The 25,907-nt window shown below is 53.7% G+C and carries 21 protein-coding genes; 8 read left to right on the forward strand and 13 right to left on the reverse strand.

Annotation, left to right across the window (positions count from 1 at the left end; all coding sequences use genetic code 11):
* The first annotated feature begins 10 nt into the window (after positions 1-10).
* Entirely contained in the window at positions 11-1,624 is a 1,614-nt protein-coding gene (locus ACO2Q8_RS25320; RefSeq protein ID WP_423347677.1) for a RagB/SusD family nutrient uptake outer membrane protein, read from the forward strand.
* Between the two features lie 163 nt (positions 1,625-1,787).
* On the opposite strand, the gene ACO2Q8_RS25325 is transcribed toward ACO2Q8_RS25320, so the two are convergent.
* On the reverse strand, positions 1,788-4,940 hold the full coding sequence (locus ACO2Q8_RS25325) for an efflux RND transporter permease subunit (protein ID WP_423347678.1): 3,153 nt from the start codon (positions 4,938-4,940) through the stop codon (positions 1,788-1,790).
* Between the two features lie 12 nt (positions 4,941-4,952).
* Positions 4,953-6,101, reverse strand: a complete 1,149-nt coding sequence (locus ACO2Q8_RS25330; protein ID WP_423347679.1) for an efflux RND transporter periplasmic adaptor subunit — start codon at positions 6,099-6,101, stop codon at positions 4,953-4,955.
* A 126-nt stretch (positions 6,102-6,227) separates the two neighbouring features.
* Here ACO2Q8_RS25330 and ACO2Q8_RS25335 point away from each other — a divergent pair, with 126 nt between their 5' ends.
* On the forward strand, positions 6,228-6,614 hold the full coding sequence (locus tag ACO2Q8_RS25335) for a DUF1801 domain-containing protein (RefSeq protein ID WP_423347680.1): 387 nt from the start codon (positions 6,228-6,230) through the stop codon (positions 6,612-6,614).
* A 52-nt stretch (positions 6,615-6,666) separates the two neighbouring features.
* Here ACO2Q8_RS25335 and ACO2Q8_RS25340 read toward each other — a convergent pair whose 3' ends face one another.
* From ACO2Q8_RS25340 to lpxK, 5 genes are all read right to left on the reverse strand, one after another.
* Entirely contained in the window at positions 6,667-9,624 is a 2,958-nt protein-coding gene (locus ACO2Q8_RS25340; protein WP_423347681.1) for a PD-(D/E)XK nuclease family protein, read from the reverse strand.
* A 101-nt stretch (positions 9,625-9,725) separates the two neighbouring features.
* On the reverse strand, positions 9,726-10,313 hold the full coding sequence (locus tag ACO2Q8_RS25345) for a tRNA-(ms[2]io[6]A)-hydroxylase (protein ID WP_423347682.1): 588 nt from the start codon (positions 10,311-10,313) through the stop codon (positions 9,726-9,728).
* Complete coding sequence (locus ACO2Q8_RS25350) at positions 10,310-11,260, reverse strand: DUF1835 domain-containing protein (RefSeq protein ID WP_423347683.1); 951 nt, start codon at positions 11,258-11,260, stop codon at positions 10,310-10,312. The genes ACO2Q8_RS25345 and ACO2Q8_RS25350 overlap by 4 nt, the downstream gene beginning before the upstream one ends.
* Positions 11,261-11,269: 9 nt before the next feature.
* Positions 11,270-13,273: a putative porin gene (locus tag ACO2Q8_RS25355; RefSeq protein ID WP_423347684.1), complete on the reverse strand. Its 2,004-nt coding sequence runs from the start codon at positions 13,271-13,273 to the stop codon at positions 11,270-11,272.
* A 58-nt stretch (positions 13,274-13,331) separates the two neighbouring features.
* Entirely contained in the window at positions 13,332-14,426 is a 1,095-nt protein-coding gene (gene lpxK, locus ACO2Q8_RS25360) for a tetraacyldisaccharide 4'-kinase (protein WP_423347685.1), read from the reverse strand.
* Between the two features lie 94 nt (positions 14,427-14,520).
* On the opposite strand from lpxK, the gene ACO2Q8_RS25365 reads away from it, so the two are divergent.
* Positions 14,521-15,657, forward strand: coding sequence for an o-succinylbenzoate synthase (locus tag ACO2Q8_RS25365; RefSeq protein ID WP_423347686.1), 1,137 nt, complete (start codon positions 14,521-14,523; stop codon positions 15,655-15,657).
* Between the two features lie 23 nt (positions 15,658-15,680).
* On the opposite strand, the gene ACO2Q8_RS25370 is transcribed toward ACO2Q8_RS25365, so the two are convergent.
* The 4 genes from ACO2Q8_RS25370 to ACO2Q8_RS25385 all read right to left on the reverse strand — a co-directional run bounded on the left by ACO2Q8_RS25370 (position 15,681) and on the right by ACO2Q8_RS25385 (position 18,542).
* Positions 15,681-16,133 carry a DoxX family protein gene (locus ACO2Q8_RS25370; RefSeq protein WP_423347687.1) on the reverse strand — a complete coding sequence of 151 codons (453 nt, stop codon included), beginning with the start codon at positions 16,131-16,133 and terminating at the stop codon, positions 15,681-15,683.
* A 70-nt stretch (positions 16,134-16,203) separates the two neighbouring features.
* On the reverse strand, positions 16,204-16,788 hold the full coding sequence (locus ACO2Q8_RS25375; RefSeq protein WP_423347688.1) for a Crp/Fnr family transcriptional regulator: 585 nt from the start codon (positions 16,786-16,788) through the stop codon (positions 16,204-16,206).
* A gap of 20 nt (positions 16,789-16,808) precedes the next feature.
* Positions 16,809-17,708 carry an oxygen-dependent coproporphyrinogen oxidase gene (gene hemF / locus ACO2Q8_RS25380; protein ID WP_423347689.1) on the reverse strand — a complete coding sequence of 300 codons (900 nt, stop codon included), beginning with the start codon at positions 17,706-17,708 and terminating at the stop codon, positions 16,809-16,811.
* 207 nt (positions 17,709-17,915) lie between these two features.
* Positions 17,916-18,542 carry a helix-turn-helix domain-containing protein gene (locus ACO2Q8_RS25385; protein ID WP_423347690.1) on the reverse strand — a complete coding sequence of 209 codons (627 nt, stop codon included), beginning with the start codon at positions 18,540-18,542 and terminating at the stop codon, positions 17,916-17,918.
* Positions 18,543-19,189: 647 nt separating this feature from the next.
* On the opposite strand from ACO2Q8_RS25385, the gene ACO2Q8_RS25390 reads away from it, so the two are divergent.
* Positions 19,190-19,960 carry an MBL fold metallo-hydrolase gene (locus ACO2Q8_RS25390; protein ID WP_423347691.1) on the forward strand — a complete coding sequence of 257 codons (771 nt, stop codon included), beginning with the start codon at positions 19,190-19,192 and terminating at the stop codon, positions 19,958-19,960.
* 69 nt (positions 19,961-20,029) lie between these two features.
* Here ACO2Q8_RS25390 and ACO2Q8_RS25395 read toward each other — a convergent pair whose 3' ends face one another.
* Positions 20,030-20,299, reverse strand: coding sequence for a hypothetical protein (locus tag ACO2Q8_RS25395; protein WP_423347692.1), 270 nt, complete (start codon positions 20,297-20,299; stop codon positions 20,030-20,032).
* Positions 20,300-20,505: 206 nt separating this feature from the next.
* Positions 20,506-22,143: an ELWxxDGT repeat protein gene (locus ACO2Q8_RS25400; RefSeq protein WP_423347693.1), complete on the reverse strand. Its 1,638-nt coding sequence runs from the start codon at positions 22,141-22,143 to the stop codon at positions 20,506-20,508.
* 240 nt (positions 22,144-22,383) lie between these two features.
* On the opposite strand from ACO2Q8_RS25400, the gene ACO2Q8_RS25405 reads away from it, so the two are divergent.
* From ACO2Q8_RS25405 to ACO2Q8_RS25420, 4 genes are all read left to right on the forward strand, one after another.
* The gene (locus ACO2Q8_RS25405) at positions 22,384-23,220 is read left to right on the forward strand and encodes a glycosyltransferase (RefSeq protein WP_423347694.1); all 837 of its coding nucleotides are present in this window, start codon (positions 22,384-22,386) and stop codon (positions 23,218-23,220) included.
* The gene (locus ACO2Q8_RS25410; RefSeq protein WP_423347695.1) at positions 23,189-24,403 is read left to right on the forward strand and encodes a glycosyltransferase family 4 protein; all 1,215 of its coding nucleotides are present in this window, start codon (positions 23,189-23,191) and stop codon (positions 24,401-24,403) included. Before ACO2Q8_RS25405 ends, ACO2Q8_RS25410 begins: the two co-directional genes overlap by 32 nt.
* A complete protein-coding gene (locus ACO2Q8_RS25415; RefSeq protein ID WP_423347696.1) occupies positions 24,400-25,287 on the forward strand; it encodes a class I SAM-dependent methyltransferase in 888 nt (295 codons plus the stop codon). Before ACO2Q8_RS25410 ends, ACO2Q8_RS25415 begins: the two co-directional genes overlap by 4 nt.
* A gap of 217 nt (positions 25,288-25,504) precedes the next feature.
* The gene (locus tag ACO2Q8_RS25420) at positions 25,505-25,870 is read left to right on the forward strand and encodes a helix-turn-helix domain-containing protein (protein ID WP_423347697.1); all 366 of its coding nucleotides are present in this window, start codon (positions 25,505-25,507) and stop codon (positions 25,868-25,870) included.
* The last annotated feature ends 37 nt before the right edge of the window (positions 25,871-25,907 follow it).

The raw sequence follows: 25,907 nt of genomic DNA on the forward strand, positions 1-25,907 counted from the left end.
TGATTTTTTCATGAAAGTGCTCCTCAAACATACCTTCGTCACGCTGGCCTTGCTGACCAGTCTGGCGGCCTGTGAAGTCGAACGATTACCCGAAACCAACATCAGCGATGATACCTTCTGGCAATCGGAGTCGGACATAAAAACCGCCAATAATTACCTGTATACGTTTCTGCCGGGGTTCAATACGGAGGACAACTGGTCGGACGATGCCTTTGGGCTGGCGGCCAATAACATCAGCGATGGCTCACGACTGGCTCCGGCTACGGCAACCGGTGATTACAACAACCAGTACAACCTGATTCGGGCGGCTAATAATGTCCTGGAAAAAGCCCCCCGTGCGGCTGTCAGCCCTGCCGTGCTGGATCGGTATCTGGCCGAAGCCCGGTTTTTCCGGGCCTGGGGTTACTTTTCGCTCTTTCAGAAATACGGCGGGGTTCCCCTGATCCTGAAAACGCTGACCGAAGATTCACCCGAACTAACGGCTCCGGCCGCTTCGCGCGATGAGGTCATCCAGCAAATTTACGAAGACCTGAATTTTGCCATTCAGAAACTGCCGACGCCTACGGCGCTGGGTACGGCCGACTATGGTCGAATTTCGAACACGGCAGCTATGGCGTTCAAGGCGCGGGTAGCGCTGTTTGAAGGAACGCGGGCCAAGTTTCACAAATACGGCACCCCGGCCACGCACCTGACGCAGGCCGTCGAGGCCGCAAAGGCGGTAATCGACAGCAAGGAACATGACCTGTTTGCCGATTATTTCAACCTGTTCCAACTGGCGGGCGAAGGGCGGCAAAACCGGGAGAACATCATTGTCCGGCAATACGGCGTCTCGAACACCGAGCGGGTTTCGACTCATAGTTATTACCGGAGCAGCCTGGAAACCGGCAACATGAACCCGACCGGCAGCCTGGCCAACTCGTATCTGATGAAAGACGGTTTGCCGATTACTCAATCACCGCTGTACAAGGCTCCGGTAAAATCCGTGGATGTGTTCGCTAACCGCGATACCCGGATGAGCGCCACCTTCCTGAAAGCGGGCGATCCGTACATGACGACCAAGCCGGTTTTTGACATTGCCAACCTGGTCTTTAACAAAACCGGGTTTACGTTCCGGAAATACGCCAACATCGACGACTGGAACACGCAGGCATCGACCATTGACCGGGTCTTGCTGCGTTACGCTGAAGTGTTGGTTACCTACGCCGAAGCCAAGTACGAACTCGAAGGCAGCATCAGCGACGCCGACCTGGACCTGACCATCAACCGGCTGCGGACCCGGGGCGGAATAGCCAAACTGACCAACGCCTTTGTAAAGGCAAATGGCCTGGATATGCGCGAAGAAATCCGTCGGGAACGGCGCGTGGAACTGGCGCAGGAAGGCTTCCGGTACTGGGATCTAATTCGCTGGAAAACCGCCGAAGTTGAACTGCCAAAACCGGTTTTGGGGAATTATTACTTTAAGTCGGAATACACCTCATCAACGGTTAATCTGACGCCCAACAACTATATTCTGGTGCAGGATGCCACCTTCCGCAAGTTCGATCCGGCCAAGGATTATCTCTGGCCGTTCCCGGTCAACGAGCTGGCCCTGAATCCGGCCCTGCAACAAAATCCGGGCTGGTAACTGAACGCACCGTACTTTTATTTTCCCGGACTTATTGGGTCAATCCGATGGGTCCGGGGATTTTTTTAATCTGGGCCGCCCGTGGTTGCTCCCGTTGATCCAAGATTGATTACAAGCATTTCCTGACAATAAAAAAACCGGCTCGTCGCCGGTTTTTTCGTTGTTATACTTCTTCTTCGTACAACTCCTCGCTTTTACGCTTGCGGGGTTGTTCCGGTTGCGGCAGCGGCTGGAGCGGCTGATCTTCGTAGGCCGAATTGTCGACGTCTTTGTAGCGTGACATGAACGAGTACATGGCCGGAATGACGAACAGCGTCAGGACGAGCGAGAACATGATCCCGCCGACAATCACAATCCCGAGCGGAATCCGGCTCTTGGCAGCCGCCCCCAGACCCATCGCAATCGGCAAGGCACCGAAGGCCGTTACCAGACTGGTCATCAGAATCGGGCGGAGCCGCAGGGCCGATGCTTCGATGGCGGCTTCGAGTTTGCTCAGGCCTTCCTTGCGTTTTTCGTTGGCAAACTCCACGATCAGAATACCGTTTTTCGTCACCAGACCGACGAGCATGATGATTCCAATCTGGGAGAAAATATTCAGCGTCTGGTTGAATACCCAGAGTGACAACACTGCCCCGGCAATGGCCAGCGGCACCGTCAGCATGATGATGAACGGATCGGTAAAGCTTTCGAACTGAGCCGCCAGAATGAGGTAGATCAAGACCAGCGCGAGGACAAAAGCAAACAGGGTATTCGACGAACTCTCGGCGTAATCGCGGGAAGAACCCGACAATGCCGTCTGGAACGTATCGTCAAGCGTACGGGCCGCAATGGCCTGCATGGCTTCTACCCCATCACCGATGGTTTTGCCCGGCGCCAGACCCGCCGAGACCGTCGCCGACTTAAACCGGTTGTAGTGATACACCTGCGGAGGGCTGGATACCTCGGCAAACTTCACCAGGTTGTCGAGTTGGACCAATTCACCCACGTTGTTCCGGACGTAAAACGACGCCAGATCGACCGGTTCATCGCGGTCGTCGCGCGACACCTGGCCGATGACCTGATACTGTTTCCCGTTCATCAGGAAGTACGCCAGGCGCCGGTTACTGAGCGCCAGTTGGAGTGTTTGCGCCACATCCTGCACCGAAACTCCCAGGCTCGTCGCCTTTTCGCGGTCAATGGTGATGTTCAGTTCGGGTTTGTTAAATTTCAAATCCACATCAAAACCCTGGAAGGTCGGATCTTTCTGTACTTCGTCCATGAAATTCGGTAAGACTTTTTGCAGCTTTTCGAAATTCAGACTTTGAATCACAAACTGCACGGGAAGGCCACCGCCCCCCCGGCCGACCTGAATGGTCTGTTCCTGGGTGGCATTCATCCGGGCTTCGGTAAAGCCTTTTAGCTTGCGGCTGAGGTAATCGGTTATTTCCTGCTGCGAGCGGTTGCGTTCGCCGGGATCCACCAGGTTGAGGGCCACAAAACCGGAGTTCACGGCACCGGCGCCCGAATTACCAGGTGCAATTACGCTAAACGTGAAGTTGATTTCCGGCACCGAATCGAGCACAAACTGGTTCACCCGGTCCGTAATCCGGCTCATGGCCTCATAGCTCGTTCCCTCCGGAGCTGTAATCGGAATCCGGACGCGGCTGCGGTCTTCCAGCGGAGCGAGTTCCGACTTCAGTTGGGAACCTAGTCCGAAAATCAGAGCAATACACACCGCAATCAGCGCAAACGCCCAGCGACGGCGTTTCATAAAATCCGTCAGGGCCGAGCGGTACGAATTGTCCAGCCACTGGTAGAAGGGCTCGGTTTTCCGATAAAACCACGAGCCTTTGCCGTGATCCTTGCTCACGAGTTTCACACTCAACACTGGCGTCAGCGTCAGCGAAACAAAGGCCGAGATCAAGACGGAACTTGCCACCACGACCCCGAATTCCCGGAAAAGCCGTCCGGTAAACCCTTGCAGGAAGATCACGGGCAGGAACACTATGGCCAGCGTAGCCGAGGTCGAAATGACGGCGAAAAATATTTCCTCCGACCCTTCCTTGGCCGCCCGTTTCAGGTCCATGCCGCCTTCGATCTTTTTGAAGATGTTTTCCGTCACCACAATCCCGTCATCCACCACCAGACCGGTGGCCAGCACGATGCCGAGCAGGGTCAACACGTTGATACTGAAGCCGGAAATGTACATCACAAAGAAGGTCCCAATCAGCGAAACCGGAATATCGATCAGCGGGCGGATGGAAATGAGCCAGTCGCGGAAGAAGAGGTAAATCACGATGACCACCAGCACAAAGGCCAGAATGATGGTTTCGGCCACTTCTTCAATCGACTTCCGGATAAAGGTGGTCCGGTCGATCCCGTTCAGGATCCGGATGTCGGGCGGCAACTCACGTTTGATATCCTCGAGCCGCTTGTAAAACTCATCGGCAATGGCCACATAGTTGGCCCCCGGCTGCGGAATCATGACCAGAATGGCTCCGGATGCCCCATTCTGTTTAGCGGCCGATTCTTCGTTTTCCGGTCCCAAAACGGCATAGCCCACATCCTTAAAGCGAATGATCTGGTTGGTGGTTTGGCGCAGAATCAGGTTGTTAAAATCCTCCTCGGTGGTCAGCCGTCCGGCGGCTTTTACGGTCAGTTCGGTGTTGTTTCCGTAGATCTTCCCGCCCGGCAACTCCACATTCTGCCGCGTCAGGGCCTCCTGAATATCCTGCGCCGTGAGTCGGTAAGCCGAAAGCTTGGCCGGATCGATCCAGAGCCGCATGGCCGGTCGTTTCAACCCATAAATCATCACCTGACTCACACCCGGGATGGTTTGTAAGCGTTCCTGCAACACGTTCTCGGCGTAATCCGACAACTGGATCGGGTTGCGGGTAGAACTTTGAATGGGCATAAAGATGATCGGATCGGAGTTGGCATCGGCCTTGCTCACCACCGGCGGAGCATCGATGTCCTGCGGAAGCTGGCGCTGAGCCTGCGACACTTTATCACGCACGTCGTTGGCGGCACGCTCCAGATCGGCTCCGAGTTCAAATTCAATTGTGATATTGCTGCTCCCAAGCGCACTGTTGGACGAAATGGTCCGAATCCCTTCAATACTGTTCAGTGATTTTTCAATCGGCTCGGTGATCTGCGATTCAATAATATCCGGGTTGGCCCCGACGTAGCTGGTCCGCACCGAGATGATCGGGGGGTCGATGGCCGGGTATTCGCGTACGCCCAAAAAAGTAAAGCCGATCACCCCGAACAGGATGATCACAATCGACATGACCATGGCGAAAACCGGTCGTCGCAGGCTTAATGAAGGTAGACTCATTGATTTGGTTCGTTATCTCATGCTGGCACTATTTCCTGCTCCGGACCCGGCCGCAGCCGCGTTGTTGCCCGTTAGCTTCTCCACTTTCGCAACTTTAACGGGCGAGTCGGGCCGCAGAAAAATCAAACCGGTGGTTGCCACCGAATCACCCCGCTGCAGGCCCTGCGTCACTTCGACAACACTGGCGTTGCGCAGACCGATTTTCACATCCTTAAAAACCGCCTTGCCATTTTCAATCACCACGACCTGGCTTCCCCGGGTTTGCGGGATAACCGACTGCGTCGGGACCACCAGCGCATTGGTCGTGTTGATGGTCAGATTCACTTTGGCAAATGTACCCGGCCGTAAATTCGCCGAACTATTGGCAACCCGCGCCCGGATTCGCAGATTCCGGGTGGCTTCTTCCACACCGGGTTCAATGGCGAACACCGAACCGTTGAAGGTTTTATCCGAACCATCGATCTGGAACGAAACCGTACTGCCAATTTTGACGGACTGGCCGTATTTCTCCGGCACTGAAAAATCCAGCTTCATCGAGCTGGTCTGTTGTAACCGGGCAATCAGTGTGTTGGGCGTTACAACGGCCCCCAGGCTCACGTTCCGCAACCCGATGGTGCCCGAAAACGGCGCCCGAATTTCGGTCCGCCGAATCGACGCCTTCGTTATTTCAATATCGGCCAGCGTGCTTTTCAGATTCGTGGCAATAATGTCGTATTCCTGCTGACTGATTCCCCCACGTTGCAGCAACTGTTTGTTTCGCTCTTCGGTTCGACGGTTGTTTTCTTCGACAGCTTTTAATTTCAGCAATTGGGCCTGTAAATCCCCGTCGTATAGCTTCACCAGCAACGTCCCCTGACTAACCGACCGGCCCTCCTGAATGTTTAACTGCACGATCCGGCCCGAAACTTCGGGGTAAATATCCACCTGCTCGGCCGCAATCAGCGAACCCGTTGCCACCACTTCATCCTTCAAATTCTGGGAAGCGACTACAAACACGTTTACCGGCGTCGGGCCACCCGGGCCGCGTCCGCCAGTGCCACCCCCCGCCTGAGCACCGCCCCGGCCACCCGGTCCGCCCGGCTGTTGTTTATAGAATTTGTTGTAATAAATGATGCCGCCCAAAACCAGCAACACCAAACCAATTGCAATCCACCTTTTCACAGAAATAGTCGTTGAAGCGAACGCGGCATTGCGCCCGTAGAGAAAGTTAGTTCCGGAAGACAGTTTGCTCCCGAAATCTGATTTTTCAGCTAACTTAGCATCGAAATTACTCCATTACAACATACCATGACAGTTGACGAATACATTAATCGACAAAAACCCGAAATCCATCGCCTATTGACACAAATACGCCGATTAATCCTGGAGTCAGCTCCCCGCATTCAGGAAAAAATTACCTGGGGGGTGCCGTTTTATTTTCATAAAGGACACCTGTGCTACTTGAATCCGCTTCGCTCGGCGGAAGCCGCTGTCGATCTGTGCTTCCTGCGGGGGTATGAGTTGGCCGACGAGCAAAACATCCTCGAAAACCGGGGGCGCCGGACCGTCCGTTCGCTGGTGGTTCGGGCTGATTCGGTTAACGAAGAACAGATTCGGCAATTGTTGCAGGAAGCAATTTTACTCAACGAAACGTCGAAGGAAAAACCGGGTGCTTTTCCGAAGAAGCAGGTGTGATGCTGGATGGGCTGGATATCCAGCATCCAGTATCCAGCCCATTCAGCCCCCCCTACCGACCGCAGAGTTTTCGATACTCGCACCACTCACAAATCTTTTTATCGCTGGTTCGCCGGAAAGGCTCAGCCGGATCGAACAGACCGGCCAGAAGCGGCCGAAGGTGACTCTCCGTTTGGGCAACAAACTCGTCCGGTTGGCCCAAATGGAGGTTGTTTTCGATAAAACCGGCGTCCAGATTCCGGAACGAGTAAAAACCGGCCACGACCCGCGTGCTGGCTCCGTCGATCCACTCGCTACCAAACTGTAAACCGTTGTCGGTCAACATCTTTTTATAAACCAGGTACTGATACAGCCACAACTGCCGGGCTTTGTCCTTTTTCGGATCGCTCAGCAGTAACTCGATGGTTTTGACGTCGGCATCCCGCACATCGACTTTCCCGGTTTTGTAATCGGCCACCCGGATCAGGCTCGAACCGTCGGGCTGCCGAAGCCGCTCTACCCGGTCGATCTTTCCGGCAATCCGGACGCTGACGGAGCCGATGGCGGTTTCGATGGATAGATCCGTTTCCCATTCGACTTCGGTTTGCAGCACCTCCAGCCGATTCCCGTAGCGTTCAATTTGCAGGGTGTTGAACCGCACCATCAGGTCTTCGCCGATCCGGTAAAGCAACCGATTCATCCCCGATTCGGTGACGCGGTTATTAAATTGTTCTTCGTACTTCCGTTTCAGTTTATCGACCACGGTTTCGGCCGTTACCTCCTCCCCGCGCATCCGGTGGTCCTGATCGAGTGCTTCGAGCGTGTTGTGAATCCACTCGCCGAACTCGGCCGCATCCATCTCGTCGTTCACTTCCTCCTCTTCCTGCATGCTGATCACGCGGCTGAAATAGTACTTCAGCGAACAGCTCAGGAAGTTGTTCAGGACGGTCGGATACATCCCGCCGTAGGTCCGGTTTTTGTACGGATTAAACTGTCCGGCCAGTTCTTTTTTTAACTGGGACAGAATGGCTTCGCTCTTCGGAATTTCAAGCGTCTCATCTGACAAAGCCAACGGTTTTTTCTCAGCCGCCTGCCCAAACCGGATAATTGGGTAACTGATCGTCGTCAGGCCGTTCGAAGCCGGAACCAGTTCGTGTTCCAGTTGTCGGATAAACCGGCTTTTTTCCCCCTTGCTCGTACCATAGGCATCGGCCGAGGTGACGTACAGCAACGAGACGGTTTTGGCCCGTTGCAGCAACCGGTAAAAGTGGTACGACATCACCGACTCCTGGTCCTGGTACGTCGGCAGGCCCACCGCCACGCAGGCATCGAACGGGATCAGCGAGTTCAGCTTGCGCGACTGTGGCAACACGCCTTCGTTGACCGACAGAATGATCAGGTGATCGAAGTCCAGCGCCCGGGTTTCGAGCATACCCATGACCTGGAGCGCGCTACTGCCTTCGCTTTCGAACGGAATGCTGGTTTGCCGGATCAGTTCGTACAAAAACTGTCTCAGGCTTTTGATCGTCACCAGTTCGTTTCGTTCCTCACGTTCCAGGGTGGTTTCAAGCTGACGAAGCAGATTTTCGAACAGATACAGGTATTCAGTTTCAATGGCGTCCTGTTTCTCGGCGTATACTTCCTTCAGCAAGTCGATCAGGGCGTAAAACTGCCGGATGATGAGAAGCGGTTTGTCGTCGGGCCACCGGGTGAACAGGGCTTCAAACAGCGGGCTTCCCTGGCCCATCGTCAGCAACTGCTTTTCATCCAGATACACCAGGTTATCGGTTGTAATGGCCATGATGGCGTTCTGAACCTGTCGCGGAGCCAGCCCATCGGAGGCTTTGAAAACCATCTGTTCATACTGCCGCACGAACGGATGATTCAGGACTTTAATGACATTCCGGTGGTTGTATTTCGGAATCAAAACCGTACCGCTGCCGTCCTTCTTCCGGAACGAAGCCACCGTCCGCTGCATCTCAAACAGGGCGTCGATCAACGTATACAGGTGCGAGTTCTGCAACGAAAGCCCCATCGTTACGTTCAGGTCCTTAACCGTGCCGCCCAGTGAGTACAGAACCGGCAACAGCAGCGTTTCGTCGCCCAAGACCAGCGCCGTGCTTCCCGGATCAGCTTCGTTTCCGGCCTGCTGCTGGTAAATCGCGCTGGCAACCTTTGCCTGCATACTGGCATTCGGTACGCCGATAATCTGAATATGCCTGGGCGTATCGGTCAGGTGTTTATCTTCCCAGGTCCAGAAACCGCTCCAGCCCTCGTCTTTGTACGTCCGCAGCATTTTCCCGGCTTCCTGCCGCTTCGACTGTAGGTAGTACGTGTCGGTGTCCCACAGCATCTCGGCTTTCTGCGCTTTCACGAGCGTCCTGACAATGCGCTCTTCCGACTTGCTCAGGGCATTGAAGCCAACGAAATACAGTTTTTCAAACGCCGGATTGTCGCGTATCCTTTCTTCAATCTGCTCCGCCAGCAACCGATACGCCATGCCCCGGTACGCCCAGCCTTTCGCCAGCAGCCGCTCATGCAGGGCGTGGTAGGCGGTTTCCAGGTTTTCGAAAAGTTTAAAATACCGCTGCGTGCCAGTGGTTTCGAGTTTGGGAACGTGGCCGTCGGGCAATTCGAGCCGCCACCGCTCGAGGGCCTTGGCGGCCGTCATGTAGCTGAACAGTTCCGAGGGCGAAATCAGGTACTGGTCGATTCGGTCGAAGTCGGTCAGCAGCACGCTCGCCCAGTTCAGAAACCGCCCAAATTCCAGTGCGGGGTCGATTTCGCGAAAGACTTCGTACAGTTCAAACAGCAGACTCACCGGGTCGATCAGCAGCACGTTCGCACTCTGGGTGATGAAGTCATCGACGGCCAGCACGTGGGGAGACAGAAACGGCCGGTCGGCATGCTGACTCAGGTGTTGCTGGAAAACAGAAACCGCCCGGCGCGTCGGTACCACCACCCATACGTTCTCCATCCGCGTCTGATGGCGTTCAAAAATATGATCGGCAACCCGGCTTAAAAACGACATTCAGGTAAATTAAAAAGGTATTTGAGACCCTTGAAGCAAGACGGTTCGACGGTTGGATGCTAAATCCAGTATCCAGCATCCGCCCTATCCATCCCGCATCTTCAGTGAAACCGGTCGGCGCGCACTTCGAGGGTTCTCATGATCTCCGCTTCGCTTTCCAGCAAGTCCTTCCAGCGCTTCCATACTTTCTCTTTCGGCACGTATTCTTCGGCCAGTTCGATAAAGTTGCGGTAATGCCCGGCTTCCGAAATCATCAGTTCCCGGTAAAACTTTTGCAGGTGCTCATCCGTCAGGTTTTCCGACAGCAGTTTGAAGCGTTCGGCGCTCCGGGCTTCGATGAGCGCGTTGAGCAGCAGTCTCTCCATCAACTGCTCGTTGCGGTCGCTCGGTTTGCGCAAAACCGCCTGCAACTGATTGACATACTCATCTTTACGCGGTTTACCGAGCGGAATGTTTCGCTTGCGGAGTTCTTTCAACACCCGCTGAAAATGACCCCATTCTTCAGCCACCACCGGCGTCAGGACCTCGACCAGTTTTTCCCGCTCGGGATATTGCACGATCAGCGAGATGCAGGACGACGCGGCTTTCTGTTCACAAAACGCATGGTCGATCAGAATATCGCTCAGGTTCATTTTGGCTACATCGACCCAGCGCGGATCGGAAGGAAGTTCTAACCCCAGGGTCGTCATGGCAATTCGATCAATTCCTCCTGTTCGATACTCCAGCGGTAGGGCGAATCACCCGTCTGGTAAAAACCGCCCAGCCAGCGTTCCGGCGGGTTCAGCGCCCGGCGTCCGGCAATCACGTCGGCCCCGGCTTCGGTCAGGCTCAAGCCCTCGTTGGTGTAGGCCCAGAGTTTGCCGTTCAGTTGGCGGATGTATTCCAGCACACTCAAGTCCCCGACCCCATACACCCGGTCCTGCTTCAAAAACCGGGTAACCAACTGATCTTCGGGCAATGGACCTTCCATCAAAATGGCGGTCAGTAAATGCTCAATCAGGTTCAGGTTGTTTTCGGTAAACGGAAACCGCTGCAAATGGTGCAACAAGGCGGTTTTCAAAAACCGCAACCGGCCGAAATCTGCATCCAGCAACGCCTGAATTGCCAGCGGCTCCATGCTTGCGTAGGCCGTCCAGACCCGCCCGGCTACTTCCAGTTCGTGGGAAGTTAGTTCTTCGGCCTGTAAATGAAGCGTCGCCAGTTGCGCCCCGCTCAGTTCGCCCAGGCCTTTGAAAAACGGCATATCCGGAAAAGTATCCACCGAAACCTGTTTGATTTTGGTGGTGCTCCGAGGTTGCTGGCCGAGTTGCGCCAACAGAAAAACCAGGTTGATCTGGCAGAACAGGTCATGTTCGAACCAGAGGATAATTTCGTCGTACGCGTCGGGCTGAATCAGTTTTCCGAACTCCTGAACCACGCGTTGACCGTAATCCATTGACGGATCATCCGCGTAAACATCCAGCCAGGTCCGGCGGATGTCCCACAGGTCAGTCAGCGGAACATCGGCACGAACGGGGCCTTCCGAGAGTGCTTCCCGCCAGACGACCACCTCGGTCGTATCGGTGTTTCCCGCCAGATTGGAGTCCGCAAAACTATAGGCGGTGGAATCACCGTTGAGAACGTGCAGGGTTTTCATACTACGAAGTTAATCAAATAAAAGCCAATGCACCCCAAAAGATACCGACCGGCTGATGGTCCGAAAATACGGGGCGCTGTAGTAGATCTGTCCTAACAGTTCCTGATTCGCATGGGCCAGTTTCACGAACAACCGCACGCGGTTGATCCGAAAATTGACGAATGGTTCGGCCAGCAGGTAGTCGCCCAGCTTTGTGTCGTTTTGCAGGTGGTATTGCTGGGTGAGCGGCATGTACCGGTCGGCGAAGTAAGCGGATTTGTAGTGAAACTGAAGCCCGGCCAACACATACAACTTTTTGAATAACAGAAAATTATACTCCAGCTGCGCATTGGCCATCAGCGTCGGAATTCGCAGCACATCGTCATTGGAAACCAGCGTGGAATAGCCCTGCCCCAATGCCCGGAATTTACCCAGGCGAAGTTGCAGCCCAAGCCCCGTGCGAAGAATGCTGAACGCACTCGAAAGCTGCCGGGGTACGCCCGCGGTGTCGAAATAAATATAGTTGGTGAGCAGGTAGTAATCTATACCGGGACTGATCGTGAGTTTGCCCAGCCGCAGGTTCAACTGCCCGTAAATGTGCTGGGTACCGCGCAGGTCAAACTCCGTCGACTGGCGACCAATGTGATCCCATTGGTACACATTGCTGATAAAGCGGTTTTGAATTAGTGTGGGCGAAGCAAAAATGCTTTCATAACCCGCCGTCAGAAAGCGGCTTTCGAGTCGGCCCTGAAACCGGAAATCGCGCCCTAACAAATATTCGGCCTCGGCCGTGACCCGCGTCAGGCTGTCCGGGAAATAGTAGCCCAGCCAGCCGCCCAGGTAGGTTTCAAACCGGCTGTTGACGTAACTGGAATCGGGCCGCAGCCGCTCGACATTGAAGAGGGTCGTTTGCCGGTACAGTCGGTTTCGCAGCCAGGCCCGGTAGTTGAACGCCGACTGCTGGAACGCAAACTGCCCTTTTAAACCAAGCTGGTTATCCAGCGCCCGGAACAGCGTTGTCTGGCGGATTTCCGTACTGTCAAAGTAAACACTGGGATAAAAAGGGCGTTGCAACGCGGGAGTCGTAGTATCCGTCTGAAGCCCCTCGCCCATGTTGGTATCGGTATACCGGTAACTCTGCGCCCGAAAATCAAGCGTGTGGTAAACCTGAAAGGCTGTATCGAGCACAAACTGCTGATAAACATGCAGATCGTTCCGTTTTTCGTGCGAATTGGCGCTGGATAAAACCGGAGCCAACTCGATGACATCCGTCGTAAAAGTGGCGGGTTCGACAACGCCCCCCTGATCCTTCGAGCGGTGATTCAGGTTGTTGTAGTGCGCCAGTAAGGTGTATTTGTTGGATTTGGAACGATAGTTTCCGTGGGCGACAAAGTTCCAGTTTTCAATCAAACGTTGAGTGGAGGTGCTGGTGGTTGTGCTGGTTCCCGAATATTGATCATCGGAAGTCATTCGCTGGAGGTTGAAGCCCAGGTTGAAACGCGGGTTGATGTTGCGCGAAAAATCGAAATTCAGGATGTTCTGGCCGCGCCCGCCCAACACCAGGTACATGTTCGTATAGGGCGACCGCGTGTCGAAATACCGAACATTCTGTGTCTGGTAACCGTAGAGGCCGTACACATTCAGGCCGGTCTGCGAGCCGATGGCGGGTGTTTCATAGTACAAAGGCCGCAGGGCCGTTCCCAGGTTGCCCAGATCCGTGTATAAATAGTCGTAGCGACTGAGGTAATTGGTCCGCTGCACCCCTTCCAGCGTCGTGTCAATGGGAAACAGCTTTTTCCGGTTGTTCAGCACATCGCTTTCCAGAAAATACCGAGTCGTGGTCGGGCCGTACACAAGTTTCGTTGAATCGTCGAGAATAGCCCCGCCCGCGCTGCCACCCTGCCCACCCGTTGCTCCTCCGCCCCGGTTGCCCCCCTGCGGAAAATTCGGCAGGCGGCTCGGAAACTGAGCTTTGGCGGTTTGAATCCACCCGAACAGTAGCATACTTACACTCAACAAATAAAGACGATTCATACAGTCTGAACTCTCGAAACCGCCAATTTATTGATTTGCAGCGGTTTCTTTTTTTGAATTAGGATTTTTTAACAATGGACTTTGACTCCCGCAACGCTGCCAGTCCGGCTCTGACCATCGCCAGAAACTCGGTTTCCCGGTTGAGAAACCTGATTTCAATCGGGAGATAATAGAACGCGGCTTCCGTCCTGCCGGTTTCAGCCAGCAACGGAGCCAGTTTGACAAAGTCTTTCTCGGTTGTCAACACGACTCCATCGGGCGGCACCACCCGACGGAGTCGGGCCAGGTCGGTGGAGGTATACCGGTAATGATCGGCGAAACGCAGGTGTTCTACCAGCGTGTAATGCGCCCGGGCATATTGCTCCAGCGGCTCGGGCCGGGCAATACCGGACACCAACACCACCGGTTTGCCTATTCCTCCCAGGCCAGCAAGTGGCTGCTCTTCCCCAAACGGCAGCGGTTTTCCGTATTGTAAACCCGTGAAAAAAACCGGGGCGTCGGGTTTGCTGTAGACCCGGATGCGCTGTTCGATAACCTGCTGCTCCGCTTCACCAAGGTCGTCGGGGCATTTGGTCACCAAAACCGCATCGGCCCGGCGGGCACCGTGCCGCCGTTCGCGCAGCCGCCCGCCCGGAAACGGTTCGTCGTGGTAAAAAAGGCGATGAAAGTCGGTTAGCAACAGATTCAGGTGCGGCTGTACCGGGCGATGCTGAAAGGCATCATCCAGAATGATTGTCTGTAAATCGGGTTCAGCGACCAGTAATTTCGGAATGGCTTCGGCCCGTTTTTCCCCCACGCTAACCAGCACACCCGCTTGCCTTGGGCCGGACCTGATCGCGTGTTTTCGGTACAGCAACAGCGGTTCATCGCCGATCGTGTCGGCCGTGTCAGACGCCGTCGCGATCCGAAATCCACGCGTCCGGCGACCATAGCCCCGGCTAAGCGTCGCCATTGGCCCCTGATCTTTCAGGAGCCTGACCAGGTAATCGACGTGCGGTGTTTTGCCGGTTCCACCCACGGTCAGGTTTCCTACACCAATGGTATAGGTCGCCGGGCGTAACGTTTCCATAATATGGCTGTCATACAGAAGATTACGAACATCGGTAATTTCTCCGTATAGCCAATTTAGTGGTTTTAGGAAGGGCTCGAACACTAAGTTTTACGTAATAATTTATTAACAAGTCACTTCAGTAACTCCCAAAATTACTACTTTTAATGGTGAATGCCCGTCCCCTTACACCGTTCCGATGAGTCTCAAGGCCGATTTCCTGAAATACACGCTTTATTTTACGTTCGAGGCCGGAACGTCACGGGGGGTATTAACCGAAAAAGATAGTTATTTTGTTCGAATCTGCGACGAAGACGATCCGACGGTGGTAGGCTGGGGCGAATGCGCTCCACTTAGGGGGCTGAGTATCGACGATCGATCCGATTTTGCCGACCAGCTTCGACAGACCTGCGACCTCTTCAACCAACTCGATCTTCAGCTTTTTCACTGGAACATTCCAATTTTCTTACAGCTCGTTAGCGACCGGCTGCCCTCCATCCTGTTTGGTTTCGAAACCGCCATGCGCGACTACATCAACGGCGGGAAACGGACGGTTTTTTCCAATGATTTTGCGACCGGGGATCGTGCTATACCGATCAACGGTCTGGTCTGGATGGGAAACCCGGATTTCATGCGACGACAAATCGAGGAAAAACTGGAAGCCGGTTACAGCACGATCAAACTCAAAATCGGAGCCATTGATTTTCAGCAGGAATGCGATCTGCTCGACTCCATTCGATCCCGGTTTGACGCCAACCAGATCACAATACGCGTCGACGCCAATGGTGCTTTTTCCCCGGACGACGCCCTGCCCAAACTCCGGCAACTGGCTACTTACGATCTGCATTCGATCGAACAACCCATCCGGCCAGGACAGCCGGACCTGCTGCACCAACTGTGCCGGGAATCGCCGGTCCCGATTGCGCTCGACGAAGAATTGATCGGTTGCATGGAATACGTCGAAAAACGAAAGCTCCTGAAAGCCATTCAACCCCAATACATTATCCTGAAACCCACGCTTTTAGGCGGTTTTGCGCACTGTGATCAGTGGATTGAACTGGCCAATGTGCTCGGCATCGGCTGGTGGATGACGTCGGCCCTGGAATCGAACGTCGGCCTGAACGCCATTGCGCAATATACCGCGCAGTTTAAAAACCCGCTGCCGCAGGGCCTCGGCACGGGCCAGCTTTACCACAATAACTTCGAAAGTCCATTGGTGATCGACAACGGTTTTCTGAAAACCGACCCTTCCAAAAACTGGAAACTTGAGGTGCCGGAAGTTCGGCGGGGCGTCAAAATTGAAACCAGGGTGCAAAACCGGATCGAGTTTCCTTAGCTCTGGCGAGGCATTTGCCGGTTTTATTTCCGCAAACTACTCCACCAAATCCAGGCCATATACAACGGCTGAAATAACAGTCTAGACCAGACATACCAGGGCTCAGCCGGCAAACCGCCCGGTGGTGGTAATTGATTAATAGCCACGTTGATATTGGCCGGAAACATTACCACCAGCAACCCAATCAGTCCCAGAGCTGCCATCCGTTGAACGCGGGGAATCAGCAGGCCAATCCCCCCGGCGATTTCGGCAACCCCGCTGATTATCACCAGTTCGCGGGCGTAAGGCAGCCAGCCCGCAATCATGTACTCCATTTTCCCAGGTGTCATCAGGTGCGAAAGACCAATAAACGTAAAAGCCAGGGCTGCGGCTACCCGGCCTTTTTTGGCATGTGAAGCCAGTTCTTGCCGGAACACAAACCGGGAAATGATCCACAAAACCGCCCACAAGGTGACCAACAATGCAAAGAAAGCCATGTCGTATCTAAATGATTTGCAGCAAAACTAAGGGCGGTTTTTCCGGCGAAAAATGATCTGGGTTAGGAAATCAGAGCGTGACCTGCCTCCGGATGCGGCTCAGGCTTTCGGGATGAATGCCCAGGTACGAAGCAATGGTTTTTACCGGAAGTTGCCGAACCAGCTCCGATTGGTGCTGGAGCAAGTCCCGGTAGCGTTCCTCGGCGGTTTGGCTTAAAAACCGGATTTCGCGTTGCGTCCGGGCAATGTACAAGCCTTCGGCAAACAACCGCCCTACTTTATTGCTTTCGTCGCTGTTCTGGTAAAATTCCTGCAATACATCGTAATGAATGCGCAGCGTTTTGGTCGGAAAAAGCGCCTGAATGAAAATCTGAGACGGTTGGCGGGTCAGAAAGGAAACGTAGGAAGAAACAAAATGATCGGCGAACCAGAGGTCCAGACACTTTTCGCGTCCATCATGGACGAAGAACGAGGACGTACCGCCCTCTACGATAAAATAGAGGTAGTTTTCCAGTTCGCCGTTCTGAATCAAAAAGCTCTTTTTGGGGTATTCGGCGTAGTCAAACGCCTGAACGAACGGTTTCCACAAATCCGGTTTTGGCCCAAAGGTTTGGGTCAGGTAGCGGTAAAGCTGGTCGGAATAAGCCGGATCCATGGCGTCGGACGGTTACGGTTTTACACCCAGTCAAGGCCTTTCCGCAGCGCGTTCAGGGTTTGTTCTTCCCGGCTGCCGGGTGCGGGCCGGTGATCGTACAGCCAGTTGGCCTGGGGCGGCATGCTCATCAGGATGGATTCGGTCCGGCCGTTGGTTTCCAGGCCAAACTTGGTGCCCCGGTCCCAGACGAGGTTGAACTCCACGTAGCGGCCCCGGCGCAGCATCTGCCAGTTTTTTTCGGCTTCGCCGAACGGCAACGACCGGTTTTTGCGCATGAAGTGGGTGTAGGTGGGCGCAAACGTATTGCCGACTTCCTGTACAAAGGCAAACAAGGCCGCTTTGTGTTCGTCGTTTTCCGGACGGAGGTAATCGAAGAAAATACCACCAATGCCGCGGGTTTCGGCCCGGTGACGGATAAAAAAGTAGTCGTCGGCCCAGGTTTTAAACTTCGGATAGTAGGCCGGATCATGCCGGTCGCAGGCGGTTTTCAGTTGCTGATGGAACCAGCGGGCGTCGTCGGCATCGACATAATGCGGAGTCAGATCAATGCCGCCCCCGAACCAGCAAACGCCCGTGCTGAGTTCAAAATACCGGACATTCATGTGAATGATCGGCACCATCGGATTCAGCGGATGCAACACAATCGAAACGCCGGTGGCGTAAAAATCGGCCGGTTCGCGGGTGTTCATCTGGTTCAACACCGCTTCTGAAGCCGGTCCGTGAACGGCCGAAAACAAAACGCCCCCCTTTTCGATCACCGCGCCGTGCTGGATGATCCGCGTGCGGCCTCCTCCGCCCTCGGCCCGCTCCCAGTGGTCTTCGTGAAAACGACCCAATCCGTCGGCGTCTTCGAGCGCCTGGCAAATGCGGTCCTGTAAGTCGGTAAAAAAGTGGGTGATTTCTTCTCTGTCGGTAGCCATTCGGAATCAGGGCGGTTTTGGTCCGCAAAGATAACGTACCCACGGACTTTAGTCCGTGTTTTTATGCGGAGAACTCAACTAATCAGGTGAAAACTCACGGAATAATAGTACCACGGACCGCTGGTCCGTGTGAGTTTGTATACTTTTTGAGGTAGTAACAGCCAATCGATCATGGAAGCTCACACGGACTTTAGTCCGTGGGTACGATTATTCCGTCACCCGCAGCGAAAACCGTACGGGCCGGGGACGGTCGATCATCAGTAACAGGCCATGCTCGGTGAGTTGGTGGAGCAGTTTACTGGCCCGGTATTCAGAAATGTTCACCAGTTGAGCGTATTGTTTGGCCGTAATGAAGTCATTTTTCCGCAGCACCTGAATCAGATTTCGGACGTTGGTCGATTGCAGCAACTGGCTGTCGGGCAATCCGGCATGGGTCAACATTAGTTTGTTGGTCGGAATCGATTTGTCTTTCGCCCGCACATAGATCGTCCGGTTTCCCTTTTCGTCGATGGCGTAGTGCGGTTTTTCATCACTTTCCGGAATCTCCACCACAATCACCGGCCGCCCGTTCTCCTCGACCACCTCATAGCTGACCGAAATGGCCGGATCGATCAGAAAATCGGTGGCCTTCTCAATCTTCTGCATCTCGTGCAGTTCCGAGTCTACTCCGGCAATACGGCCATCGTCCGACACCCCAATGAGCAACAAACCACCGGAGGTGTTCGACAAAGCCGTCAGGGTACGGGCAATGCGGTAAGCCGTGTGAATGGTCGACTTAAATTCAAGCCGGGTTCCTTCCCCCTGCGCAATCAATTCGGAGAGATTATAACGCATGCCCTCTTAATCCGTTGAACTTTCTTTTGTTTAGCAAAATTTTTAGAGTCGTTTCCAAGCCTTTTAATCACAATTCAAAAAAAAAGGGAATTCAGCGCCCAAATTGAGTAGTCCTTTTCTTAATTTTCCGGTATTATTCGACTTGAGTTCAATTTCATAGTACGATAGATAACATCACAAAGCCCGGTTGCACTTGCAGGCGGGCTTTGTATTTTACTAAGAAATGCTATTTTTCGAATACCGAAAAAAGCTTTTCCAAATTAAGACGAAATCCGATCGAATACTAACATTTTATCACCGACCGATTGGCCAAATTCCCCGGACTCGATTAGGTCTGAACCCGAAGTTTTACTATTTAATTCGATTATCGGCTACCTAATATGTCTTTTTTACATATTCTTAAGCACTAAAAATCAACAAGTTAACTTTCATCCAAAAAATTATTTTGAAAATAAAGGTGATAAATGTGCTATCTTTCCATCTTAAACAGAGAGAAGGCGCGCCCGTGTCTTCTTTCATTTAATAGAGATTGGTAAGTGGAACATCCCGGCCAGCTTGGCCGGGACTTGTTTTTCCGGGCTTTTTACGGAGCATTCTTTCCCGCGTTCCCTTTCCGTGCGGGATTAATTTTGTACCTTTACCAGCCTATGTCCCTGTTTATCTCTTCCCTCAATTCGGGCAGTAACGGAAACTGTTATTACGTCGGCAATGAACAGGAAGCGATTCTGGTCGATGTCGGCATTTCCTGCCGCCAGGCCGAGACGCGGCTCCAGCGCCTGGGGCTTTCGATCCGGACGGTCAAGGCCATTTTTATTTCCCACGAACATACTGACCACATCAGCGGTTTGTCGCAACTGGCCGGGAAGTACCAGATTCCGGTTTTTATTACAGCCCAAACGTTGAAGAATTCACGGCTCCCCCTGCATACGTTCCCGATTCAGGCCTTTGGCAGCAACGAGTCGATCGACGTTGGCAACCTGCGCATCACGGCCTTCCCGAAACACCACGATGCCGCCGATCCGCACAGCTTTCTGATTGCCCATCAGGACACGAAAGTGGGCGTCTTTACCGACATCGGAACGGCCTGTCCGGACGTGGTTCATCACTTCAGTCAGTGCCATGCGGCTTTTCTGGAAACCAACTACGATGAAGATCTGCTGGAACACGGCCGGTATCCGTATTTTCTAAAGCAGCGCATCCGGGGTGGCAAAGGGCATTTATCCAACCAGCAGGCCCTCGCCCTGTTCCGGACGCATAAACCGGCTTTCATGAGTCATCTGCTGTTGTCGCATTTGTCGAAAGACAACAACAATCCGTTTCTGGTCCGGGATTTATTCCTGCCGCATTTGAACAGCACCGAACTGATTGTGGCTTCGCGCTCCGGCGAAACCCCGGTTTTCCGGATTAATGCCGAGTAAATTCTTCCGATTCGGGAGGGTAGCGAGTCTATTTTCTGAACACCAGTGTTTGTTAAGCGATGGTCTTCCCTAACGCCCCCCGGAAGACGCTGGCAGCAGAATGGCGCGATACTGATCTTCCAGCGCAGCCAGCCTTTCGTGCATCGGTTCTTCATCGAAGGCGTTCGGGGGCAGGTATGTTTTTTGCCCATCTTCTTCCTCCAGATAAATGATCAGCAGTTCGGCACCCGAACGCAGCAGCATAGCAACCAGGTCAAAGGCAATGCCCAATTCTTTTACGAAGGGGTCATAGCTGGCGAGATCGCCGGAAGGTAGCAGGAGGGTAAATTTGAGCTTCATTCGGAATGCTGGGAAGGATGCACAAAGCTGTCTGAACCCGGTTAAAACCCGATTAAGACGACATTAAGGCAACCCGCATCCGAAGCGGTTTTTATTAATCTGGGTTAAAATTCAATGATAAAAAGCCGTGGTAACCTGAATGGCTGTTCGGCATAAGCGTCGGAACAGGATCACGAAGATGCTTTCTACCCGATGCATAGACGATTTCACTCCGATTTACCAATGCGGACGGTTTGTGTCTGATCGGCACTAATCGCCCGAAGCAACAGCAAACCGGGTGGCAATTGCCGGACATCAAACCGCTGGCGTTCGGTGGTCAGAGGCTCCGGAATTGTTCTTGACTCGATCAACTGACCCTGCAGATTGGTTAACTGAAGGGAAAGCGGTTTCCCGCCAGCACCTCGAACTTCGACGGTTATCTCATCGGGCGTCGGATTTTTTAATACGGTCAGAGCCATTTCCGCTGCCAACTCCGGCTCCGTACCCTGCCGGACCTGGCCTACGGGGCAGGCATAGCACGGCGCCAGCTTGTGTAATTCGTAATTATCTGTTCCGGAGACACCCTGCTGGTCATTGGCGGCAAACAAAACGAGATTTCCATAGCCCATCATAAAGTGAGGATTGGTATAATCGTAGCCAACGCCCATCTCTTTTGTTCCGGCGCTGGTGCCATCTGACCGCCAGAGTCGGCCAGCCGCAAAATAAAGGTAATTTCCAATGACGGTTATTCGTTCCGGCTCGACCGAGATTACCCGCTGCGTGCCGAAAGCGGTTCCGTTGGACTTCCAGAAGGCAATGCCGGTTCCGTCGTTAGCACCGAAATACACCTGGTTCTGAAAGGCACGCAGGCCATAAGGATGCGAACCTCCGGCCGGATTGATGTTCCGCACCAACACCGTACCCGCGCTGGTGCCGTCCGACTTCCAAAGTTCGGTTCCGTAGGTGGCATTCTCTCCCACAAAAAAGAGCGTGGTACCCACCACCGTCAGGTAGGTAGCCGGTATTGCTTTTACCAATTGGGTTCCGGCGCTGGTGCCGTTCGTTTTCCAAAGCTCCCATTCCCCGGTGTTTCCCTGAGCGCGAAAGAAAAGCTGTCCGTTGCAAACCCTCAGCCAGCTTGGTGAGCTGCTGCCGTTGGGATTGATGTTTTTGACCTGAACGGTTCCGGCGCTGGTGCCATCCGAAACCCAGAGTTCGGTTCCGCTGGCGGAGGTGTTGCCGCCAAAATAAACTTTACCATCGAACATTTCCAGTTCGGCCAGATTGGCCAGGCCGTTGCCCGACGGATTGATGTCTTTCACCAGGCGCGTGCCGTCAGTAGTCCCATCGGTTTTCCAGAGTTCCCAACCGGCGCTGCCGTTATCGGCAACAAAGAAAAGCGTAGTACCACTAACGGCGAAAGAACCTGGAAATGAATCACCCGATGGGTTAATATCCCGGACAAGCTGGGTACCACTGGCGGTTCCGTCGGTTTTCCAGAGTTCCCGTCCGTGTACCCCATTGTCAGCCGAAAAATAGAGCACGCCATTCATGACAACGAAACTATGGGGTGCCGACGAACCGTTCAGATTGATATTTTTGACCAAAACCGTCCCTGCGGCCGTTCCATCGGTAGCCCAGAGTTCATAGCCATTCACGCCGTCGTTGCCTGTGAAGTAAACCTTATTCTGAAATTCAATGAATGAGTAGGCTCCCAGTCCATTTCCGGTTGGGTTAATTTCTTTGATCCGGGTGACGTAGTAAGATGGAGTCGGCGCAGGCATATATTGCCCCGACGATGGGGTTACCAACGCGAAGTTCCAAACAATGAACAGGTAGTTGAGATACGAGTAGCGGTTTTTCATAGTAAGATGGTACGACAGTGAGACACACCCATAAACCTACTGATTACCAATACATTTCACAACCCCTATTGAGTATTCGGCGCTACATTTTTCTGTCAGCATCCGAACGGAGCCTTTTGTTCGGCCGATCTGGTTAGCCTTCTCTTCCCCAACCGTTCACAAAATTCCAGCCTTATTTTCACATCTTCCATCCTTCATTTTCGCGGTATCTTTTTATTTTGCAGGACCGATGTGTGGCCTATGACCCAACCGATCCTATCCATCATCATTACGGTCTTGAATGGGGAAGCAACGCTGGGCCGCTGTTTGCAAAGCCTGGCGAAACAGACGTTTGCTTCGTACGAGGTTGTCGTCATCGACGGTGGCAGCACCGATGGGACCATCGCTATTCTTCAGGAATTTGAGCCGGTTTTACCGCTGGTTTGGCAGGTCATTCCGCAGGTCGGGCTTTACGCCGGGATGAATTGTGGCATCGATCAGGCGCGGGGCCGGTGGCTCTACTTTATGGGTTGCGACGACGAACTTTATGCCCCTCAAACCCTTGGCTCCATCGCCCGGTATTTTGACGAGACCCGGACCCGCTTCGTGACGGCCAGTGTGCTCTATCCCCGCAACGATTTTGTGGTGCCCGCCTACTGCGGTTCGGTATACTTTCTGAACTGGGCTATTCACCACCAGGGGACGTTTTACCACCGCTCGCTGTTCCATTCGTTCCGGTATGACGAGCGACTGAAAATCTCGTCGGATTACGAGCTGAATCTGCGGCTGGCGCTGGAACAGATTCCTTACCAACGGCTGGATGAAGTCGTGGCAATCTACGGCGAATCGGGCATCAGCAGCCGCGATCCCCGGACCGGTTTTGCCGAAATCCGGCACATTCACGCCCGGTTGTTCCGTCCGCCGATTCGCTGGTGGGTTCAGTTGCTCTGCTGGCTCCAGCAGCAGAGCTGGTTCTGGCGACGGAAACTGGGCCTGGGAAACCTGAAATTCCGGCTGCAAAAATGGCGGCAAACGCCCTCCATGCTTCACCCATTCACTCCTTTTCATGAGAAACATCGGACTGATCGGGAACGGTAATGCGGGCTGGATTGCGGGCGTTCAGTATTTGCAAAGCCTGCTGTACGGTAATTCGCTGTTACCCAACGGTGAACGATCTTCGTTTCAACTTTTTTTGCACCAGGATATTCACCGCCCGCAGGATTTTCAGGCCGTGCAACCCTACCTGGACGGGGTGCATTTTTTCGACTATTTTCCCGGCCGGTCGTTTCCGTGGGTTCGGAAAAGCTACCAGATGGTTCAACAAATCCGGCAAGGGCAGTGGCCCCGGTACCCGACGAAAAGCCTCACGCAACTCGCGCTGCAAAACCGGGTCGACCTGGTGTTTCCGGCCAACGAGGTAGTGCAACGCTCGGTCCCGTTCCGGCAGATTAGCTGGATTCCGGATTTTCAGCATCTGCATTTGCCCCAATACTTCACAGCCTACCAGTTGTCCAAACGTCGGCAGGACTTCGGGCGAATTATGCAGCGGTCGGATCGGGTCATTGTGAGCAATCAGTCGAGTTATGACGATGCGGTTCGGTTGTATCCTATGGTGGCCGATAAGTTTGTCATCCTGAATTTTACGATGTATCTGGGCGAAAACTGGCAACGGCCCGAGGTGACGGCTTTTACGGAGAAATACGAATTACCAGACAAGTACCTGCTATTTCCGAGCCAGTTTTGGAAGCATAAAAACCATCTGCGGCTTTTGGAAGCACTGCACCGGGTCCGGCAGGCCGGGCTGACGGATCTTGTACTGGTTTGCACCGGCCACCCCCACGACCCGCGTCATCCAGCTTATACTGCCGAGGTGCAGGCTTTTCTCGACCGCTATCAGCTCCGCCCGGCGGTACGGTTGCTCGGCCTGCTGCCCCGGACCGATCAGGTACAGTTGATGCGGGGCGCAGCCGCCATCGTGCAGCCCTCGTTGTTTGAAGGCTGGAGCGCCCTGCTGGAAGACTGCCGCTCGCTGGGAAAAACCGTGCTGGCGTCCGACATTCCGATGCACTGCGAGCAGCAAACCGAACAAACGTTCCTGTTCGATCCGTATTCGGTCCGGGCCATCGCCGATTGTCTGCTCGAACACTGGCCCCGGCTTCGGCCCGGCCCGCACCTCGTCGCTGAATCCGCCGGTGCCGCTGGCTATCACACCCGTATTCAGGAATTTGCCCGGCGATTTAATCAAATTTGTCATTCTACCCTATCCTCCCAACACGCATGAATCTGGTCAAGAACCCCTTCAACAAACACTATTTACTGGTTTGGCGCACGGAATTTATCTTCTACACCCCCCAAAAACGCCAATTAGCCGGTGAATGGAGCCATGTCCGGTTTACGGCCCTGCCCCAGCCCAACGAGCCTAAACTCATCAATTCCAGTCTGAAAAAACCGCTGCCGTTTCCCGACCAGTCGTTCGATGCGCTGTATAGTTTTCACGTCCACGAGCACCTGTCGCTGGCGGCCGGGGCGCAGTTTCTGAAGGAAGCCTACCGGCTACTCAAACCGGGGGCCGTCTGCCGGGTGTCGACGCCCGACCTGGAGTTTTTTGCGGCCGATTACCTCAACCAACTGCAAGAGTACCGGCAGCAGCCGACCAAAACGCAGTTTCAGCAATACCAGTGGGCCTTGTTCAACGTCATCGACCAGTCGGTTCGGCAGCAGTCGGGCGGGGCGATGCTGGATGCCATTCTGACGAAGGATTTTGTGGAAGAACACCTGATGTACCTCAACGGTGATTTGCTGCGGGCGTTGCAGGATTTGCCCAACCCGTCGCTCAAGCAGATCCTGAAAAACGAAATCCGGTACATCGACGGCAGCCCGACCAGCCCCGGTTTTCGGCTGAACGCTTTTTTTCAGATTGGCTTGCAAAAGGCCATCGCCAAGTTCCGGCGTCCCTGGCACCTGCACCTGAGCCGCGAAAAAAACCGGTGGATTTACGACGCCGTGCTGCTGACGCGGCTTTTCGAGCAGGCCGGTTTTCGGGACGTGGTGGTACAGGATTACAAAACTTCCGGCATCGAGCACTGGGAGCGGTACAACTTCGACCAATCGGCTTACGGCGATTATCCCCTGGAACCGTCGCTGTATGTGGAAGGACGGAAGTGATTGGATTACCAGAATAATTGTCCACAACCTCTACCCACCAGTCTGCTCATTACCAGACAATAAACGCTCTTTTTTGTAACTACTTTGGCGATAAATTATCGGTATCGGGTCTATTTTCTGCCACATAATAAAAGATAACATTTTCATATGGATTTTCCCGGAGAAATTTGTATTGTTGGCTAACCAATCCTATCCCGCTTACCAATCTCTTCGCTTTATGAACTTCGGAACCAGCCTCTGCCAACACCGGAAAAGCCGGAAACTGTCTCAGACCGAAATCGCCGAGCAAATTGGCACCTGCCAAAGTACCTACAGCGCCTGGGAAAGCGACAAAGCTGCCCTACCCGCCGAGTATTTCATCAAACTGGCGTATGTTTTTGAGGTTGAGTTGACCGCCCTGGTTCCGCAGGCGTTGAGTGAGTGGGTTAAAAAGGTTCCCATTCAACAGCACAGCACGCAGGAGGAACTGGTGATCATACAAAAACAAATGATTGTCTTCCTGAGTCAACAGGTCGAACAGTTGAAGGCAGAAAACGAACGGTTACGTCGGACCTACCCCGGAAGCAACCGTTCGGTCGCGTAAAGCAACCTGAACATAATCATACTGGTTAGCCTGATAC

Source organism: Larkinella sp. VNQ87, from assembly GCF_049445795.1.
Classification (GTDB): Bacteria; Bacteroidota; Bacteroidia; order Cytophagales; family Spirosomataceae; genus Larkinella.